The following is an 18,455-nucleotide window of genomic DNA, read 5'->3' on the forward strand; positions in this document are numbered from 1 at the left end:
GAAGTTAACGAACAAGATTTACTAATGTTTGCTAAATTAATAATGGATTTTTGAAATTATTATAAGTTAATACTTATAAAATTTGATATAATAAACAGGACTATAAGGAGAAAATATGGATATTGAAAAAACAAAAGATAAAAACTTAAATCAAAAAGAAAATCAGTTATTAAATAAAAAAATAAATTCTTACACATTAGAAAAGTTAATTCGTCATAGTAATACAGGTAAGGTTGAACCAGCAAATAAAATGATTGCTGAATATTATGCTCGTCGTGATAAAGAAATGCAAGCAGTAAAAGTTCGTCGTGAACAAGCTAACCGTGATGGAATTTATAACTTTAGTCTGGCAAAATATGATAATATTTTTAAAACAGTTAATACAACAAATAAAGAATTAACAAAACAATATAATTTACATACTGCTAATCTTAAAAGTGAAAAAGTGTTACCAATTGATCGTTTTTCACCGCAATATTTAGCAAAGCAAAATAAGATAGGTATTAAAAAAGAAAACGATAATCGTCCGGTAATTGATTTGTTTGATGAAAATAATAATGAAAAACAACCAGCAATTATTGTTTATGATCCAGTAGGTCGCATGGAAAAAAGAAGGGTTTTAACAAATACATAGAAATTGAATAAAAATAATAAACCATTTACTAAAATGGTTTTTTTATTTGTAAAACCAAAATTATTAATTGATTCAGAGAAAGGACAGCATCTTAAATTCTTAAAATAGAAACTTTTTATTACAACTTTTTGATACCCTCTTTAAGTTGTTTACACATTTATTAAATATCTTAGAAATCTTTATAAAGTGTACCTGTGTTTTTTCTCCAATTTTAAGGTGTTGTCCTTTCTCTGTTTCAGTTAATTAATTTGCTAATAAAAAAACTTAATAAAGGAAGGAGTAGGTAATGAAAATTAATAAGCAACAAACAATATGTGATGTTGATAATTGCTATAAAGCAATATCATTCATTACCGAAGAATTTTTATCAAATAAAGTTTTATGAACTTGTAAAAAACATAAAGATTTATTGAATAAAGTAAAAGATAAAACACAAAAGCGGTTTTATAAACGCTTAGAAAATTCAAAAATTATCTTTGATTATGAAACTGGTTTATTAAAACTTAAATTTTATAAAACAACTTAATGCAGAGCGGAACGGTTATTTTAAATAACTAAGTGTTTTTATTCCACAGCCGGCCGAGGCAAGTACTGAAATAGTGTATGAGGAAAAATGTAAATCGGCGCTGGTTCATTAGAACTAAGCGATAGTCGTGATAAGTCCAAGGTTAATATCAAACGACAATAAAAATAAAGATAGTGACTTTACAATTAAATTTGCGAAAAGTGTGGTTGGTTGGAGTTTTATAGCATTTGGTCCTTTAAAATGCGAGTGAATTTTTAATTTAAAAACTGAACGTCAAATCCCAGAGCAAAAGCACAAATGGGCACGGATAAAGGAAGATATATATGTCTGGCGTCAATATTAAAAAAACAACTGTGGATTATTAAACATTCAAACAATTAACATATCGCCACCGCTTACCCCAGTGAGGCGGATGGCGTAGTAAGTAAATAGATAAATACTTATATAACTAATTCTCGCTTGGCACTTTCACTTGGGAGTGAGTGCCAGCGAGTTAAAACTAGGAGGAAAAAATAAATGACAGAATATAAAAGTAAATATATTAATAAAACTTGAAATGAAATAACAACATCATTTTATTGAGTTAATTGTCAACCTATTAATTGTCGTATTTCACATCATAAAAAACATTATGATTTGCAATGTTTAGAATGAGCCAAAATGTACTTAAATTTATTTAAAGATAAATGAAATGTTATTGCTTCTTACATGCAATATTACAAAATTAACGATATTTTAGATTTAGCTTCTGATGGTTGAAAAATATTGCAATTTGAGAAAAAAATCAAAGGAATAATTTAGGAGGTTTATATGAAAAAGTTAAATAAAATTTGTCTTAAAAAAAGATATTGAGGTTATTGCTTAAAATGTAATCAAGAAAATAAATTAAATGAATTAATGCTTAAAAGTTATTCAGTATCATTTGAAGATATGACTGATGAACATTGAGCATTAGGAAAACAAAATTAGGAGGAAATAAAAAATGATATGTAATAAAGCATTAAAAATTACCAATAAAGATATTATTTATGCACAAATTGATAGTGATTATTTAGATAATTTAGAGTTAAATTTATATCTTAAATTTGGTGATGAGGAACGACATGTGGGTAATATTTCATTGCCAACAAATTTTGACTTAAATTGCAAATGATATGAAATTGATGAAGTTAAAAGTTTAATTAGTGATTATTTAGCAGATGAAGAAGCAGATTATGAGGTGATAAATTATGAATAAAAGTTACTTATTAGTAACAAAAGATAAATATAGCTTAAATACTACATATTTTTATACATTTGATGAGGCAAGAATTTATTCTGAAAATTTAAATTATTGTAAAACTACAATTATTGATTTAGAAAACGAAAATATTAAATGACAAGGATGTGAGTAAATATGTGAAAAGATGAAGATGGTAAGGTTTATACCGAAGAAGACTTATTTAATATAGCATTAGAAGAATGTCACTCAGAAGACGGTGCTTATGAGTATATTGATAATTTAATTATGAATATGAATTTGGAGGAAATTTAATTATGGAAGACTTAAAATTAAATAATGAAGTTAAAAATATTACTTATCCATTTTATTTAAAAGGAAATGATTTTAAAGAATTAAGTTTAAAAGCATTAACAATTAAAAAATGAATTGATGAAAATGGGCAAGAATTAGCAGAATTTATATATCGACAACAAGCTTGATTAATAAATGGAGAATATAAATCACAATCACTAAAAGATTTAAAACTAGTAGTTTCAAAAATTGATTATATTTTTAGAGAACCATTAGAATTAATAAAAAATTTTAAAGATGAATTAAATTTTATTAGAAAAGATATTTTGAATTTAGAAAATAATATTAAAAGTAATCATGATTCTTTTAAAAATAGTGTTATTAATATTCAATTTCAAAAACAAAATGAAATTATTGAAAATCACAAAAAAGAACAATTTTTAGAAATTAAAAGTGTAGCAAAACAAGAGCAAGAATTAAAAATTATTACTAGTAATTTTCGTAAAGAAAAATTATTAGTTAAAGATATTGAAGTTATAGGTATTAATGATGATTTTTTACAAAAAGCTGATAAATTAGAACTTATTAATCTTATTAAAAACTATTTAATTGTTGATGAACAAATTGTTAAAAATGAAATTAAAGAACAATGAGATAGTAATAAAGATATTAATTTAATTGGTATTAAAGGTATTAATTTTAAAATAAATAAAGGAGAAAAATAATATGGCAAATATTGTTGAATTTTTAAGAACAGATAAAGCAACAGAATGAATAAAAAGTAAATTTTCAAATGAAAATGAAATTGCAAGATTTAAGAGTAATATAGTTTCAATATCAAACAGTAATGAATTATTACAAAAAGCAGACCCAAAAACAATTATGACCGCTTGTTATCAAGGTGTTTTATTAAATTTACCTATGGAAAAGCAATTCGGATATGCTTATGTCGTTCCATATAATACTAAAATAACAAGAATTATTAATGGTCGTGAAATCCAAGAATGAATTAATCAAGCACAATTTCAAATGGGTTATAAAGGTTATATTCAATTAGCTCAAAGAAGCGGTCAATATTTAGATATGTCAGTATCAGACGTCAGAGAAAATGAATTAGTAAATTATGATAGATTAAAAGGAACTAGTTTTAATTGAATACAAAATGAAGATGAAAGAGAAAAATTACCAATTATAGGTTATGTAGCATATTTTAAAATGGTTAATGGTTTTGAAAAAACATTATATATGACAAAAGAACAAATGGAAAATCATTTTATGAAATATTCTAAAACTTATGCTAAAAATAAATCATTTTATATTGCTAGTTTTGATGAAATGGCACTTAAAACAGTATTAACTAGTTTATTGCGAAAATGAGGTATTATGTCAGTCGAATTACAACAAGCTTATAAATCAGACCAAGCAGTTATTACAACTAATGATGAAAAGATTTATATTGATAATGATAATAATATAAACATAAATAAGAGTCAAATTAGCAACGAAAATATATCAAATAATAATTTATTACATGAATCAAATGAAAGATTGACAGATAATAATGTAGTAAAAGAAGAAGATATATCAAATGTATTACCAACAGTTAACAACGATGAGGAATGAGCGACTTGATAAAAATAGGTATTGACCCATCAGGAACTGGCACTACGGCCGTTGCTATTTTTGAAGATAATAAATTAATTGATAAATCTGAATATACAAATCATTATTGAATTACACAAACCGATATTATTTTAGATAAGTTAAAACAAGATGCAATTATTAATATTGAAGATTGTTTATATACAAATGCTAATGGTTCAAAAGACCGTGATGATTTATTAAAAATAATTGAAGTAATTAAATATGATACACACGAATTAAATAATGTTAATTGAGTATCACCAAAACATACTAAATCAGTTGTTAAAAATATGGAAAATTTAAGTAAATATAATGATAGTTGTATATGAAAATATGATAAAGATAATAATTTAACTTATCAATATGGTAAAGGTTGATTCTATAATAATGAGAAAATAAGTAATCATTTACGAGATGCCATTATTATTGCTAATTATGAAGGTTAATATTATGAAAAATTCATATAATCAAAAAACAGAAAAATATTATTCTAAATTAATTCGTAATGTTAATATTTACTTAAATGAAAATGAAGAAAAAGTTTGAAATGAATTTAATGGCCTTACTTATTCACAACGAATAGAACATCTTATTAATTTTTATATAAAACACAATAAAGAAAAATAAAAAATAACCTTAATTGGTTATTTTTTAAATGCTATTTGTTAGTTGTCTAATAGCATCTTTTTGTTGTTGTTTTTTGTCATTTACTTTAACTTGTTTTTTAACATTTTTAATTTGACCTGTTTTTAATGCTAATTCTGTTGCATAATCAGGCCCTCGTAAATGTTTTTCGTGGGCAATAACAGCAGTTCTTAATTCTCTAATTTCTGCTTTATATTTTTTAATTTTTTTAGCAGATAATCCAAGAATACCAAGACTACCCATTCCGCCTGCACCTGCTAATACAAGTAAAGCAATTACTATTTCATTACTAATTTCCATTTTAATATTTCCTTTCTTATAAATTATTTCATTGTTTTGCTATTCTTGGTTGAATAACACGCGGATTAATTCGACATTCTAAACAATGTCTTAAATGGTCTTTTTTTCATTTTGATTTATCAATTCAAATAATAATTAAAGAAATTATTAAAGTAATTAAAGGTAATATTGTAAATACTAATCCCATTTTAGATATTTTTAATCGTGGTATATCAATTTTCATATCTACTTTTGGTTTACTACTAGCAACAAATATACCCTGAATTCCGTGTGTAAATAAAGGGGGTAATAATATGGCAATTCCATTACCTCAATATTGACCATAATTATATCAATTAATATTATCTTTTATTGCATTAATCATGCCATATTCTAATCAACAATTTAATGCTAAAAATATCAATGTATAAAAACTAACTACTCAACTACGAATTTTATATTTCCTTTCTCATTCTCTAATATCTTTATGAGTTCAATTATAAGTCGGAATAGGGTCTTTTTTAAATCAATTTCAAGGTAAGACACCCTTTAATCAAGTCATTTTATCTTGTTTCATAATTATTTACCTCATTTAATTTTTTATTCATTTTTATTTAATTCTAATCATTTTTTGTTAAATAATTCTTTAATATCATTTCTATTATTTGAAATAATTCTTCATACTGGGTGTTTTTCAAGTAAGTTTAATTCATTAATAGTTGTTGCACTATTTATTTTTCTTATCAATATATCATAAGAATCCGATGTTTCTTTTGAAAAATCAGTATCCATATCACGCTTATAAATAAAATGCGGTTCATCTGCCCTTAATTCGCTATTATTTATTAATTTTCTTTTAATTGTTAAATCTTTAATAACAATATTATTTGTGTAATTTGAAATTGAGCCGTCTTGCTTAATTGTTATTCTTTCATATGAATTATCTGCTAAAAATGTAAAAATTGATTTTTGTGATATTGTTTCAAATAATATGTTACAAATTTATTAGCATATGCATAATCTGTTATTGAAATTGATATTTTATAGTAATATTTTGTTAAATCATAATTTGGAATTTTAAATGTTAATTTTTCGTTTGCTTCTGGATAATTAATTAATTCTCAACTATCATCATTAATAGGTATATCACCATTACCTAATAATGAATTACCATTAATAGTTTTAATATTTGTTCCACTTATTAATTTATCTTGTTTAAGATTAATATCTTGTGATGTTTTTACAATATATTTACCATCAACTTTTTCAATATAATTTTTATTTAAATCACTATCTTTAATAATATCTGTTGGAATATCGCCACTTTGTTTTGCTTTTCAGACATTATTTTCATAATAAATACTATCATTATCAAATGGAACAATAAGTTTAATATATTCGTTATAATCAATTTTAGAAAAATCATTAACAGTTGGATAAAAAATATTTATTGAATTATCTGTTTGCAATCGTTCTTTTAATCAAAATAATAATGTTGGATAAAAAGTTTTTTTACTAATATGTTTATATTCTTCTTCTCATGAATGAGCATAATTATCTAAACTATAATTATATGGTCTAGATACTGTTTTACTAGCTAGATATAATATCAATTATTTCACCTGCTAATTTTAAAGCATTTTTAACATCTCTGGTAATATTTTCATTTGCTTCAGGGTCATTAGTTTGTGAATAAGCAACTCCACCTTGTGAAAATGATGCACTACCAGTTAAATCATTTACTCCTTTTGGTAAATATCAATTAATAACTGCTAATAAACAAGCAGATTGAATATAACTTAATCATTTATCATATTCAATTAAACCAGTATTATCTTTTTTTACTCATGGAAATAATTCTTTTTTATTAATCTTATCGGAAATTGTTCCACCTGATAATCTATCCATTCATAAACTAGTTTTTAAAATAGCATTATAAATTAAATTATCATTATAAGCAGATTGTTTTCTTTCATTAATAGGTTGTCAAAGTTTACTTTCTTTGACATCTTCAACTGTTATAAATAATAAATTATTTAAATTATTTTTCATATAATACACCTCTTAATTTATTACGATATTTATTTTTTAAATTACTTGGCTTATAACTATTAACTCTTGCTTTTGCTTTCTTAATTTTTTTAATAGTTTGATTAGTTTTGTAAAAAATATTTTTAACTGGTGTTTTATATAAATTCTTAATATTTTTAACATCACTTCGGCGTTCACGATATCATTTTTTATTATTAATTTCACCAGCAAAATTAAAATTAAAATGTCCAATTTTTAAATTATTAATAAACTTTTTAATTTGTTGTAATTTTTGAACTGTTGGTAATGTTAATTTAGTAGTTCCTTTGGGATATTTTTCTTTTAATGCTTGTGGTAATCGTTTTTTAATATAATATCTTAAATGATTAGGTAATCATTTTCTTAATCAATAACGCCAAAATAAAGTTCCTGCATTAGATACAGCATTACTTAATAATTTTCATATTTCAACTGGAACACTAGGATAAACATAAGGTCCATAAAATTTCGGATGTTTTGCTGTTTTTGTATATATTAAAATAGTTAAATTACCTGTTAAAGTTAATTTATTTGTAATATTAAACATACCACTATCAAGTCAACTACTATTTAAAGGTTGTCAATTAGTATTTAAATAATTTTCATTTTTAAATTGTTTTCTATTTTTAATATTATTATCTTTTTCTAATTGACTTAATATTTGTTGAATTTCTTTTTTATGACCTTTTTTAATTAAATCTAAATAAGTAAATGGATTTAATCACTGATAAATATCTTCAACTTTATTTGTAATTTTATTATATTTATCACTAATATAATTAATTGGCTTTAATATTTTATTTTTAACTTGATTAACTCTATTAATTAAATTTACAAATTTACTTATTAAAGGTTTATTTTCTAAATTAGATACTAATAAAGTTAAAACGCGTAATATTAGTAAATTCATTTTATATTAACCTTGATTATTTGGTTTTGATTCTGGTTTTGATGCTGAAATTAGATAATCAACTGGAACTCTAAAAGTTTTATTTAGATTACTTTTAGCGGCAGTAATTTCATCTTGGCTTGGTTGTTTTTCCAAAATAATTTTACATGTTTTAGGATATAAAATAGTTGGTGTTGCATATTGAACTTTACCAATTCATTTAGGATTAGCAGTATCATTATCTAAAACTTGTTGAATAGTATCCATATTAATTGGATAAGCTCATACTTGTTTATTTAATAATAAACCATTTACATTATTAAAATTATAACCTTTATCACGGTTAACTTGTCCTTTTGTATATGTTTTTTCTAAATGAAAACTTTTAGATACTGGAATACCCATTGCTGTATTTTCATATAATTCACCATTAACCATTGCTTTTAATTGAGCTTGTGAACCAATTACTTTTAAATAAGCAGGTGTTAATCCTAAATATGCTCTTCGTCCTAAAACCATAAACATTTTATCGGTTGGCAAACCAAAATATAAATTACTAATTTGATTTGTTAATTCAATCAAAGTTTCATTTAATGTAAAGAATGCTTTATTTGCATCATCTGCATTTTCTGCTGTATAACTACGAAATGGAATTACTTCATATTGACCATCTGCTAAACAATAATCATAAATAGCCTGAATTAATTCACATTTTAAATTAACAAATTTATTCTGTACAACACTAGAAATAGCATCAGCAATAACACCATTTTTAATATTTTGTTCTATTAATGCTAAATCAAAAGCTTCATTCATTAATTTTAAATTAAATCTTTTATCAATAGGAACTGGAATTCTTGTTAATCCCATTGTTTGAGTTGTCCCACCATTTGGTAATGAATAATCCTCTTGCCATACCACACGATGAGTTAAATTATATAATGCTTGTCCAGCATTAGGTAACCAAGCAACTTGTTCTGCGGTTGCTGTTGCATACTGCATAATACTTGCATATTCATTATATAAAGGTCCACGCAATAATGCATTAACCATATCAACATAGGCTTTTTGACCTGTTGTATTACCTTCTAATGTAAAAGGTACTTGTGGCAAATTAATTGTTGCCATAATATTTCACTCCCTTATTATCTAAGGTTTTTAAGTGTATAATCAGTTATTTTTTTAATTTCATCAGGAGTATATGCTCCTTTTTCTTTAATAGTTTCAATTTCATCATTTTTATTTTCATTTGATTTTTCAATCATATCTTTAATAAAATTAGTTGGTGAAACTGATGATTGCTCTTTAACAAACAAATCAGGTTTTAATTCTTTTAAAGTTTGCATTTTTTCAGATAAAGAACTACCACTAACTTTATTTAAATTAGTTTTAATATCTTCAATTTTAGTAGATGGAACATCTTTAAATGCTTTTAATTCATCTAATTCACTAACAACTTTAAAATACTTTTCTTTTGAAATAGTATCTTTTCGTTTTTGAATACCTTCAATAATTTGTTTTGTTTCATTATGAAATTCATTTAAAATATTATCTGCTATTTCTTCACTTAAACCTTGTTCTATTAATTGTTCTTTTGTAAGTGCCATTTTATAAACCTCTCTTTTTTTATTCTTGTTCGAATAACAAGTCAGCATAAGTCTTTTTAAGGCGGAAAGCATAAACCGTAAATTACTTTTTTGTTAAAAGGATAAACCGTTAACATTATTTTACACTATTATTTTAATAATACAACTATTAATATAGAGAAGAAGGGGGAGAGAAAATATAACTTAATATATTTTACTGCTAATTTAGCCCTTAAAACGCGTAATTAAGAGTATTTTAAAAGATAAATTTATTAAAATAAGCGCTAATTTTGCTTGTATATATATAATGCAGGTAGATCTTGATAAAAAGTTTCAAGATTAAGAAAAGGAGAACAACAAGCGTGAAAAAGTTACTTAGTTTATTAAGTGTCTTAACAATTAGTGGAACTGCTGTACCAACAATAGTTGCAAATAAACCATATATAATAACAGTACCAAATGATAATGAAACAGAAAAAATTAATATAACTAGATTAAAATCAATTCCTTTTATTGTTTATACAGAAAATTTAAATACAGAAAAAGAAATTGCTCAAGAAATCTTATTGGGATTAATGACTAATAATTCAGAGCAAGATGTTTTTGTTGATATTTATTATTCTTTTTTAGAAAATAATGAATGATGAAACTTTAAAAGTGTAAATTTGAAAAATCCCGAACCAGGTAAATCTGAAGAATATAAAAATGCAACTTTAATTGCAAGCGTTGATAATAAAAACTATAAAGGTGCTATGGTCTTTGATGTTACTTTAACAAATAACAAAAATTTTAAAGATGTTAAATTAAATACAAGTTTAACAAATAAAGCTTTAAGATACATTCAAGATAGAAGCAATGACCCTTCTCGACCCAACATAGGACCAGTTAATGAAGAAGTTTATATAAATTGCGGGAATGGCGTTACCAAAAGTGTTATAGAAGATAATTTCGTTTCGGTTGATATTACAAAATATGCTTCATCAAAAGAAGAATTTTTGAAGTATTATTCGTCAATTATTTTAGAATATGATTATGGGTCAAATTGATGAACAGATAATGAAGGGTGAGCTTATTCTGGTGGAAAAAACATTGGTTTCCCATTAAATAAAATAGTTACTATAAATGGAAATGATTTAAAAAATGGTTTCAATAATATGGAAACTTATAATGATAAAAGTAATTTAAGAAAAGGACAACTTTGACATAATGTATCATTAGAATGAAATGAAAATATTTTTAAAATGAAATTTGAACTAAGCGGTAATGTATGATGAACACCCGGTTCAAGACATGATCATGCTGTTTTAGGGCAACTTAGAAATGTGAAGTTAACTCTTAAGACTTCTATTGCTAAATATAATGATTATAATAAAGTTATAGTAGAAAATAAAAAATTATTAACAAATAAATTAGTTAAATAAATTAGTTAAAAATAAATATGAAAAAAATACTAAGCATTTTAGTAACAATCACTTTGATTGGAACAAATACAACAAGTTTAGTTGCTTGTAATACAACACAAGAATACACACCCGAAGAATTAAAAGAACTAAAAGAGAAAAACAAAATAGATACAAAAAACCAAACCATTAGAGACAATTTAGAATGAATAACACCACAAGAAAAACCATTTAATAATATTGATAATAAATGATATTTTGTAGTATGAAAAGGAAATAATCAATGAAATATAAATAAATTTAAAAATGATGAATTTCCAAAACAAATAATACCTAATAATAATGGTAAAGATAAAATATTGATTAATTATGGTGATTCTATTGTCGGAAAACAAAGACAAAAAGAATTATATTTTGTTTATAGAGATTCACTTAAAATTAAATATTGGTCTGAAGACAACAGGAAATATTTTAAATTAGTTTATCGTTGAAATGGTGAAGAACAAAAATTACCCGACTTAATAATTGATAATGATGGTAATGTAAAAGTTAACGGAGAATAGAAAAAGAGATTTTACATCTCTTTTTATTTTTATCTTGGTTTAATTGTAATTTTAACTGGACTATCGCCTTTATTTCTAATTCCCAAAACATTTGGATTAGAAACATCTATTGTTATATCTTTATTATTACCAAAATATCCTATTTCAATAAATACTAATTTAGCAATTAATGCTTTTGTAAATCTAATTTTTAATTTCATATTATTTGTATAGTATGCTTGTAAATATGTTTCTTTAATTTTATCTTTGTCGTGATTAAATAATTTTGTTATTTGTAATAAAAATCTTAAATCATAGTTATAATTTGGTGTGTTATATATATTAAAATAATTCTTTTTTGGTAAACCATTAGTAAAAGCGGTAGCAAATGTTTTAATTTCATTATTTATATTATCTGTATATAAAGTTATTGTATTTTCAAAATTAACTTTATCAGTTTGTGAATAACCCGATTCATATAAAGTTATATTCTCTAATGAACCATAAGAATTATTGCAACTATTTAAACCACCTAAAATATCAACATTTCTATTAGGAATAAAATTCTCTATATTTGCTTGTGCACACTCAACTTGTAAATTACCTAAATTACTTATTTCAATAGTTTTATAAGCATCTTGGAATTTACTAATACTTTGAATTGTTGGGTCAATTTGTTTTAAATCAATTTCAGTTTCATAATAGCCTTCATTAAATTCATCAGAAAATAAATTATTAAATGAATCTTGCTTACATTGTGCTGGTGCTGTAATTCTAGTTAATAATGGTAATACTACATCAGAACGCATAATATTTATTGTATATGGTTTATAGTTATATGGTACTGGTGGTAATACATATTTTGGATAATTAAATGTTGGTATTTCATAGTCATGGGGTAATAAGAAACTAGTTTTATAATTAGTTGTCATATCTCGTAAATAGTTGTTTAATACACTTTTTGTTTTACCACGAAAACTTCATACTGATAATTTTAAATAATCTTCTTCATTGTTAGTATATGGGTTATCAGCATAAAAGATAATTTCAAAATTACCTTTATATAATGCTTGAATTGAAAACATATCAATTATATAACTACAATTTGTACCATCTGGTGTTTGTAAGAATTCACAATCATTATCTTTTTCACTATCACTAACTGGTGTTTGTGCATCAACTGCTCTTACTAATTCGTTAATTAAATAGATACGATTAGTTTTAGGATTTAATTGTTTTAAATTATAAGTTGAATAAGTTATTCGTTCTGTTGATTTACCATCCTTAGTTAAAACAGTACCTTTTAATTTGTCTGTTAATAAAGTAGTAAAACTAAAACTAGTAGCATTAGCACCAATCATAGCACCAATTTTATCATTTCCTTGTTCTCTAAATATTTCAAATGGTAAATAACCTTTACCTTTTGAGTTTTCAGATCAAAATGCATCATTATAAAAACTATAAATATTTGCACTCATAAAACCATTAAATCATTGGAAATTAGGTCATGATTTTTCATTTTGATTAATTACTCAACCTCAGGGAATACCAAATGAAATAAAGTTTAAGAATTTACCAACACCACCCGGTATAGTAAAAGGATTAAATACTAATTTTTGCGTATAGTTTAAAGGTAATACGGTAATTTGACGATTAATAAAATTATTCATATTTAAAATATCTCAAACATTACAAAAACCCATTTTATTATATTCAATTTGAACTTGACCAACAGTATTACCAAATTCATCTTTTCTTCTAAAATATGATGATGCTTGCGTACTAATGATATTATTAACTGTACCACTGTTTGTTTTTATTTTGCTTGGTGGTGTTATTTTTCAATCTTTAGATCAGTAAAATTTAGAATCTTTATCTTCTTTATGAATATTTCTACCAACAGTAGAATTGGTTGCTGATGTAGTAGCGGGGTCAGTTATAACAATACCCTCACTATTTTTCTGTTTTCAAAAGTCGTATCTGCTTTCCATATCTGTTTTTCAGTCTTTATAACCAGTTATTATTGTTGGTTGTATTCCTTGAATGTTATATCAACTTACTTCGGGTGATGCATAAGTATTTACTTTATCAGGTGGACAAGGAAACATGTTATACATTAATAAATCACGAGAATTCATTACTTTTTTATTAAATTGACCTTTAATAATTGGTCGACCAATAACGGGCATATCAAAAAAGATTGGATTACCATAAAATTTAACTGCCATTGCTCTAACGCCCGGGTCTTTTAATAAAACCTCATCTAATTCAATGGTTGGTGTATTTGTTTTTTCATCATAAGTTATTTTAGGAAAACAATAACCCTCACCTGGGGCACTTGTTTGAATAAATTGTCGTACTGATAAACCACTATGACTAATTTTGTCATTAATACTTGAAAAGGTAATTTCTTGTCATAAGAAACTACCATCATAAGGTGAATAATAATTAATAACATTTGAAGGATATAATCATTGTCTATCTTGTGGTGCAGAATTAATATCACCACCTCCAATATTTAAACTACGGTCATTAAAGACTGTATAAAAATTATAATAATCATTTATATTTAATTTATCGACATCTTCATCTAAAATTAATAAAGTATATTGTCTTTCAGTTGATTGTTGAGTAAATACTTGTTCAAATTTTGCTTCACCAAATTGAATTGAACTTCTATCATCAATCATATATGCATCTCAATATTTACCAACTTTAACCTCTTTTGTATAAAAGTTATCGGCTTTATTATCATTATTCATAAAATAACTTAATTTATATTGATTTAAGTATTCTAACATTCTATTAATATCATAAATGTTTTCACCATCAATTAATTTTCAATAAACATTATTATTTTCATCTTTTAATTTTATAGCAAAAGGTGTTTCATTATTTGCTCATATAGTTGAATTAATAGGTTGTTTATTAAAATCATCAATCGTTAAGATAGTAATTTCTTCACCTTTATATTTTTGGACTATTTTTAAACTACCTTGTCATTGAGCAATCGTACTTTCCATATTATCAAATATGCGTGAATAACTACCATAATCACTTGGTTTAGCATTATTGGGTTTTCAACCAGTTTCTGTATCAGGAATATATGAACTATAAACATTAAAAGGAAATACCATTCAATGTCTATTATCTCGTATATTTTCTCTGATATCTATTAAAGTATCGTGGGCTTGTCTTCTTAATTCTTCCATAACACCTGGGTTAATTCTACTCATTTATTAATTCTCCTTAATTTCTGTTCTACCTTGTAAGGCATTTTGATTATTACCAGTTTCATCATATTCTAGTAATTTATTATTATGTTCGATTTCTTTATTTTGCATTTTATCTTGTCATGCTTCTACTTTTTCAAAATATTTGGTTGCTTCTAATTCATCAATATTATCATATTCAGTAATTGCTCTTATTGGTTCAATTGTACCATTATCTAATCTAGCAGTAATTAATTCATTTTGTCGCATTTGGTCAACTAAACTAGCACTAATAAAATCAAAACCATAAGGTCGTTCACCAATACTATCTCATAAACCATAGTATTTTAAAACTGTATCAAACATTTTAGTATAATATTGAATCCGATATGCTTGTAAATAAGCTTGTTTTTCTAAATCTTTCGTTTTAGTTAATAATGATTGTGTTTTATTTTGGTCGTTATCTGATTTATCACCAAAAGGACTAGAAAAATGACATGCTAAGTATACTTGCTCAATAATTGCTTTTTGATCTTCAGTATATGTTTCTAAAGTTGGTGTTCCTTGTACTACTTGTAAAGATTGTGATAATTGACCATCAACTGCTGATTGACCTGATTGAATAAAAATATCATCAAAAGCATCTTGTAATACTTTTTTATTACCTTTGTTGTAAGCAGTCATTAAATCATCATCTAATATTCCATATCAATGAGTACGATTTGCTCATCTTTCTTTTGATTTAATATTAAAACTATCTTCTAAATCAAATTGTAATTTATAACAATTTGCCATTGTTGGTCAAGGATTTAAAGTAGTTGATGTTGATAAAAATAAAGGATTAGGTTCATTTATCATTTCTCAAAAAGGTACTATACCTAATTTATTTTTAAATTCTTGGACTAAAACAGGTTTAACATCATCTTTAATTTGTGTTTTACTTTGCCCAACAATTACTTCATTATTTTTAGGTCAACCTTTAATAACTATTTTATCTTTGGTACAAATTAAATTTAAAATAAAACCACTATCTGATTGATGATAATTTAATCAAATATCGGCACCTTGTTCTAATTCATTTATTTTACTTACGCGTGATGTAAAGTTAAAAGGATTAATTCATAAATCAATATTGCCATCACTAGTTTCTAATAAACCAAAGATAGTTTTACTATCTAATTTTTCTTTTATTTTATAAGTTTCATATCATCAATTTAATTTTTCTAAAATATCTTTACGATGAGACTTAAATAAAATATCTTTACCATTTACTAATCGCATTTGATGGCGAGCAATAATATTGGCTAAATTAATAGTTCAATCATAGTTATAATATTTTAAAACACTATTAATATCATTTAAGTTTGGTAAACTAGGGAAAGTGTTATTCATTGTTATTTTGCTCCTTTAATTTTAAAATAAGTGCATAATTAATTATATTTACTGTTAATAAATTTGGTTCATTTGCTAAAACTTGTACACATACTTTAACTTTTTGGTATTTCTTAATATATTCGTTATATAAATTTAAATTACATATTGCGATATTATCTTTTTTTAATTCTTGACAAAGTCTTTTTTTAACTTGTCCACAAACAGACATATAAGGTCTTTTTGCATTTATTACACGCTCATCATGTATTACATAAATATCTTTTTTCATTAAGTTAATCACTCCCTTTGTTGTCATAATTTATAATCTGCTGAACTATTATGCTTAACCATTGGTAATAATTCAAAGTGTAAAGCATAAAAATCACTATCAAATGTATCATCATATAAGTCTAACATTCGTTCTTCTCTTGCATCAGGCTTATCTTCTCATTGAATTAATTCATATTGGGTTTTACTTACAGGACATTTTTCTCATAATCATTTTAATTGATTAGTATTTATTAACATTGTAAATGCTTCTACACGATGTTTTATTTTAAACTTCTGCTTTTGTGCTGGTTTAAAATGCATGTATTGACCAAAAGTATAATTATATTTTTCTCTATTTAAACTTTCTAGTGTTGCATAAGCACTATCATCAACATTAATTGATATACCTTGTTGAATTAAATTAAAGTATTGGTTTAATTGATTGTTGTAAAACTCTAAAATATCTTTTACTTGTTCTAATGGTCCTTTAAATTGTTGAGTAGCATTTGAGTGTGTATATTCAGCAACTTTATATGCTTTTTTATCAAATGAATTATATATTCAAAAACTCGCTGCTGTTGTATGTCCTTTGGGGCTAGTGGAGTTTGCTAAGTCAACACCACCTAATAATTTCGTTGGTTGAATAATATCTGTTGCTTGCATAATATCAATATATCTTGCAAAGATTGAACCACTAGTATTACCTGGTAAACCTCAACTTCATACTCTTGCTCTTTCAATATCTAATTGTTCTAATCTTAATTGTTCATTAACTTTATCTTGTGGTAATTCATAATTTAATCTTCAACTAGAATAATGAATAATAATTTTCATATTTCATTTTTCAATATATTTTATTTGTTCATATTTACTACACATTATTTCTTCATTAAAAGGTAATAATTCATTACAATAACCAACAATATATCTTTTAAAACTTTCAGGATTACATGTATTAATTGTTATTTTATTTTGATAACCACGAATAGCAAATTCTAAATCACTTAAATCTTTTTGTTGAAATTGGTCACATTCTTCTCGTCAATCAATAACTAATTTATATTTATTTAAATCAGCAAATGCTTTTAATTTTTCTTTCCGACTTGGTGAATGTAAACCTTTACAATATATTTTGCTACCATTTGATAAAGTAAAAGTAAAATTTGATAAATTAATAATATAAGGAATATGATTTTCATCTAACATATTTCATATATTTTGAAATACACTATCTTTTAAATCTTTACTCCAATACATACTAGCAATGATACAAATTGGTTGTTTAATTAATAAACTAATTTTTAATAATTCACCAAACATTTTAATATTTGATATAGTCTTACCACTATATCGTGTTCCAATTTGATTAATTTCATTAACTAACTCATATTTTTTAGTAAAGGGGTATTTATTACCAATACTACTATTTTGTAATAACCAATAAGGAGTTTCTAACAAATAAGTAAAATGATTAAGCATTATTATCACTTTCTTTTTTAATATCTCTAATATCAGTTTGTAAATTAACTATTATTGGTTGCTGATTATTTAAGTTTAATTCTTGTTCTAATTGTTTTTCTTGCAGTGAATATTTATAATTAAATGCTCGTTGTCAATATAATTTAACACCATCAGGTGATTTCATCATAAAATTAATTATTTCACTTTCAATTCTATCAACTTGTCGTTGTATTAAAGATATTATTTTTTCGCTCTTGTAAGTTTCATGTCTTCATCTGCTAGAAAGGTTGAGTTTATCGGTTAAATCGTTCAAAGTATATGGTTTATTAGGTGATTTATTTTCTCAAAATTGCTCTATTTTACGATAAAAAGTTGCCAAACTTGCTGTTTTTGGATTAAATTCTTTCATT

Annotated in this window: 26 protein-coding genes; 13 read left to right on the forward strand and 13 right to left on the reverse strand. The window is 24.4% G+C overall.

The annotated features are described in order from the left end of the window. Window positions 1–115 precede the first annotated feature (115 nt). From ACZ91P_RS07745 to ACZ91P_RS07795, 11 genes are all read left to right on the forward strand, one after another. Window positions 116–634, forward strand: a complete 519-nt coding sequence (locus ACZ91P_RS07745; RefSeq protein ID WP_465158782.1) for a hypothetical protein — start codon at window positions 116–118, stop codon at window positions 632–634. A 286-nt stretch (window positions 635–920) separates the two neighbouring features. Then, the gene (locus tag ACZ91P_RS07750; protein WP_465158783.1) at window positions 921–1,160 is read left to right on the forward strand and encodes a hypothetical protein; all 240 of its coding nucleotides are present in this window, start codon (window positions 921–923) and stop codon (window positions 1,158–1,160) included. A 516-nt stretch (window positions 1,161–1,676) separates the two neighbouring features. Beyond that, window positions 1,677–1,961: a hypothetical protein gene (locus tag ACZ91P_RS07755; RefSeq protein WP_465157684.1), complete on the forward strand. Its 285-nt coding sequence runs from the start codon at window positions 1,677–1,679 to the stop codon at window positions 1,959–1,961. A 9-nt stretch (window positions 1,962–1,970) separates the two neighbouring features. Further along, window positions 1,971–2,129: a hypothetical protein gene (locus ACZ91P_RS07760; RefSeq protein WP_465157683.1), complete on the forward strand. Its 159-nt coding sequence runs from the start codon at window positions 1,971–1,973 to the stop codon at window positions 2,127–2,129. Window positions 2,130–2,142: 13 nt separating this feature from the next. Continuing rightward, on the forward strand, window positions 2,143–2,397 hold the full coding sequence (locus tag ACZ91P_RS07765) for a hypothetical protein (protein ID WP_465157682.1): 255 nt from the start codon (window positions 2,143–2,145) through the stop codon (window positions 2,395–2,397). Continuing rightward, on the forward strand, window positions 2,390–2,554 hold the full coding sequence (locus tag ACZ91P_RS07770) for a hypothetical protein (RefSeq protein WP_465158784.1): 165 nt from the start codon (window positions 2,390–2,392) through the stop codon (window positions 2,552–2,554). The genes ACZ91P_RS07765 and ACZ91P_RS07770 overlap by 8 nt, the downstream gene beginning before the upstream one ends. A gap of 2 nt (window positions 2,555–2,556) precedes the next feature. Continuing rightward, window positions 2,557–2,694, forward strand: a complete 138-nt coding sequence (locus ACZ91P_RS07775; RefSeq protein WP_465155635.1) for a hypothetical protein — start codon at window positions 2,557–2,559, stop codon at window positions 2,692–2,694. Between the two features lie 2 nt (window positions 2,695–2,696). Continuing rightward, window positions 2,697–3,398 (forward strand): hypothetical protein, encoded by a 702-nt coding sequence (locus ACZ91P_RS07780; RefSeq protein WP_465157680.1) that lies wholly within the window; start codon window positions 2,697–2,699, stop codon window positions 3,396–3,398. A 1-nt stretch (window position 3,399) separates the two neighbouring features. Next, on the forward strand, window positions 3,400–4,308 hold the full coding sequence (locus ACZ91P_RS07785) for a recombinase RecT (RefSeq protein WP_465155639.1): 909 nt from the start codon (window positions 3,400–3,402) through the stop codon (window positions 4,306–4,308). Continuing rightward, window positions 4,293–4,763 (forward strand): hypothetical protein, encoded by a 471-nt coding sequence (locus ACZ91P_RS07790; protein WP_465158785.1) that lies wholly within the window; start codon window positions 4,293–4,295, stop codon window positions 4,761–4,763. Before ACZ91P_RS07785 ends, ACZ91P_RS07790 begins: the two co-directional genes overlap by 16 nt. 4 nt (window positions 4,764–4,767) lie before the next feature. Further along, window positions 4,768–4,944: a hypothetical protein gene (locus tag ACZ91P_RS07795; protein ID WP_465155643.1), complete on the forward strand. Its 177-nt coding sequence runs from the start codon at window positions 4,768–4,770 to the stop codon at window positions 4,942–4,944. 24 nt (window positions 4,945–4,968) lie between these two features. Here the strand turns inward: ACZ91P_RS07795 and ACZ91P_RS07800 are convergent, their stop codons facing one another. From ACZ91P_RS07800 to ACZ91P_RS07835, 8 genes are all read right to left on the reverse strand, one after another. After that, window positions 4,969–5,262, reverse strand: a complete 294-nt coding sequence (locus ACZ91P_RS07800; protein ID WP_465158786.1) for a hypothetical protein — start codon at window positions 5,260–5,262, stop codon at window positions 4,969–4,971. Window positions 5,263–5,278: 16 nt separating this feature from the next. Continuing rightward, window positions 5,279–5,818, reverse strand: coding sequence for a hypothetical protein (locus ACZ91P_RS07805; protein ID WP_465158787.1), 540 nt, complete (start codon window positions 5,816–5,818; stop codon window positions 5,279–5,281). Between the two features lie 23 nt (window positions 5,819–5,841). Next, window positions 5,842–6,033: a hypothetical protein gene (locus tag ACZ91P_RS07810; RefSeq protein ID WP_465158788.1), complete on the reverse strand. Its 192-nt coding sequence runs from the start codon at window positions 6,031–6,033 to the stop codon at window positions 5,842–5,844. 155 nt (window positions 6,034–6,188) lie between these two features. After that, the gene (locus tag ACZ91P_RS07815) at window positions 6,189–6,854 is read right to left on the reverse strand and encodes a hypothetical protein (RefSeq protein WP_465158789.1); all 666 of its coding nucleotides are present in this window, start codon (window positions 6,852–6,854) and stop codon (window positions 6,189–6,191) included. Further along, window positions 6,835–7,293 (reverse strand): hypothetical protein, encoded by a 459-nt coding sequence (locus ACZ91P_RS07820; protein ID WP_465158790.1) that lies wholly within the window; start codon window positions 7,291–7,293, stop codon window positions 6,835–6,837. Before ACZ91P_RS07820 ends, ACZ91P_RS07815 begins: the two co-directional genes overlap by 20 nt. After that, the gene (locus tag ACZ91P_RS07825) at window positions 7,283–8,221 is read right to left on the reverse strand and encodes a hypothetical protein (protein WP_465158284.1); all 939 of its coding nucleotides are present in this window, start codon (window positions 8,219–8,221) and stop codon (window positions 7,283–7,285) included. Before ACZ91P_RS07825 ends, ACZ91P_RS07820 begins: the two co-directional genes overlap by 11 nt. Before the next feature lie 6 nt (window positions 8,222–8,227). Continuing rightward, window positions 8,228–9,328, reverse strand: a complete 1,101-nt coding sequence (locus tag ACZ91P_RS07830; RefSeq protein ID WP_465158791.1) for a hypothetical protein — start codon at window positions 9,326–9,328, stop codon at window positions 8,228–8,230. 17 nt (window positions 9,329–9,345) lie between these two features. Beyond that, complete coding sequence (locus ACZ91P_RS07835) at window positions 9,346–9,879, reverse strand: hypothetical protein (RefSeq protein WP_465158792.1); 534 nt, start codon at window positions 9,877–9,879, stop codon at window positions 9,346–9,348. 269 nt (window positions 9,880–10,148) lie between these two features. Between ACZ91P_RS07835 and ACZ91P_RS07840 the strand changes: the two genes are divergently transcribed. Continuing rightward, window positions 10,149–11,207: a hypothetical protein gene (locus ACZ91P_RS07840; protein WP_465158793.1), complete on the forward strand. Its 1,059-nt coding sequence runs from the start codon at window positions 10,149–10,151 to the stop codon at window positions 11,205–11,207. A 17-nt stretch (window positions 11,208–11,224) separates the two neighbouring features. Further along, a complete protein-coding gene (locus ACZ91P_RS07845; protein ID WP_465158794.1) occupies window positions 11,225–11,749 on the forward strand; it encodes a lipoprotein in 525 nt (174 codons plus the stop codon). A 29-nt stretch (window positions 11,750–11,778) separates the two neighbouring features. Here the strand turns inward: ACZ91P_RS07845 and ACZ91P_RS07850 are convergent, their stop codons facing one another. From ACZ91P_RS07850 to ACZ91P_RS07870, 5 genes are read right to left on the reverse strand one after another with little or no spacing between them, the layout of a single operon-like run. Further along, window positions 11,779–14,964 carry a hypothetical protein gene (locus ACZ91P_RS07850; RefSeq protein ID WP_465158795.1) on the reverse strand — a complete coding sequence of 1,062 codons (3,186 nt, stop codon included), beginning with the start codon at window positions 14,962–14,964 and terminating at the stop codon, window positions 11,779–11,781. Window positions 14,965–14,967: 3 nt separating this feature from the next. Beyond that, window positions 14,968–16,332 (reverse strand): hypothetical protein, encoded by a 1,365-nt coding sequence (locus ACZ91P_RS07855; protein ID WP_465158796.1) that lies wholly within the window; start codon window positions 16,330–16,332, stop codon window positions 14,968–14,970. Next, window positions 16,325–16,630, reverse strand: a complete 306-nt coding sequence (locus ACZ91P_RS07860) for a hypothetical protein (protein ID WP_465157672.1) — start codon at window positions 16,628–16,630, stop codon at window positions 16,325–16,327. The genes ACZ91P_RS07855 and ACZ91P_RS07860 overlap by 8 nt, the downstream gene beginning before the upstream one ends. Next, window positions 16,603–18,063: a PBSX family phage terminase large subunit gene (locus tag ACZ91P_RS07865; RefSeq protein ID WP_465158797.1), complete on the reverse strand. Its 1,461-nt coding sequence runs from the start codon at window positions 18,061–18,063 to the stop codon at window positions 16,603–16,605. The genes ACZ91P_RS07860 and ACZ91P_RS07865 overlap by 28 nt, the downstream gene beginning before the upstream one ends. Beyond that, window positions 18,056–18,454, reverse strand: coding sequence for a hypothetical protein (locus ACZ91P_RS07870; protein WP_465158798.1), 399 nt, complete (start codon window positions 18,452–18,454; stop codon window positions 18,056–18,058). The genes ACZ91P_RS07865 and ACZ91P_RS07870 overlap by 8 nt, the downstream gene beginning before the upstream one ends. Window position 18,455: the final 1 nt, after the last annotated feature.

Source organism: Spiroplasma endosymbiont of Halictus nicosiae (assembly GCF_978018445.1).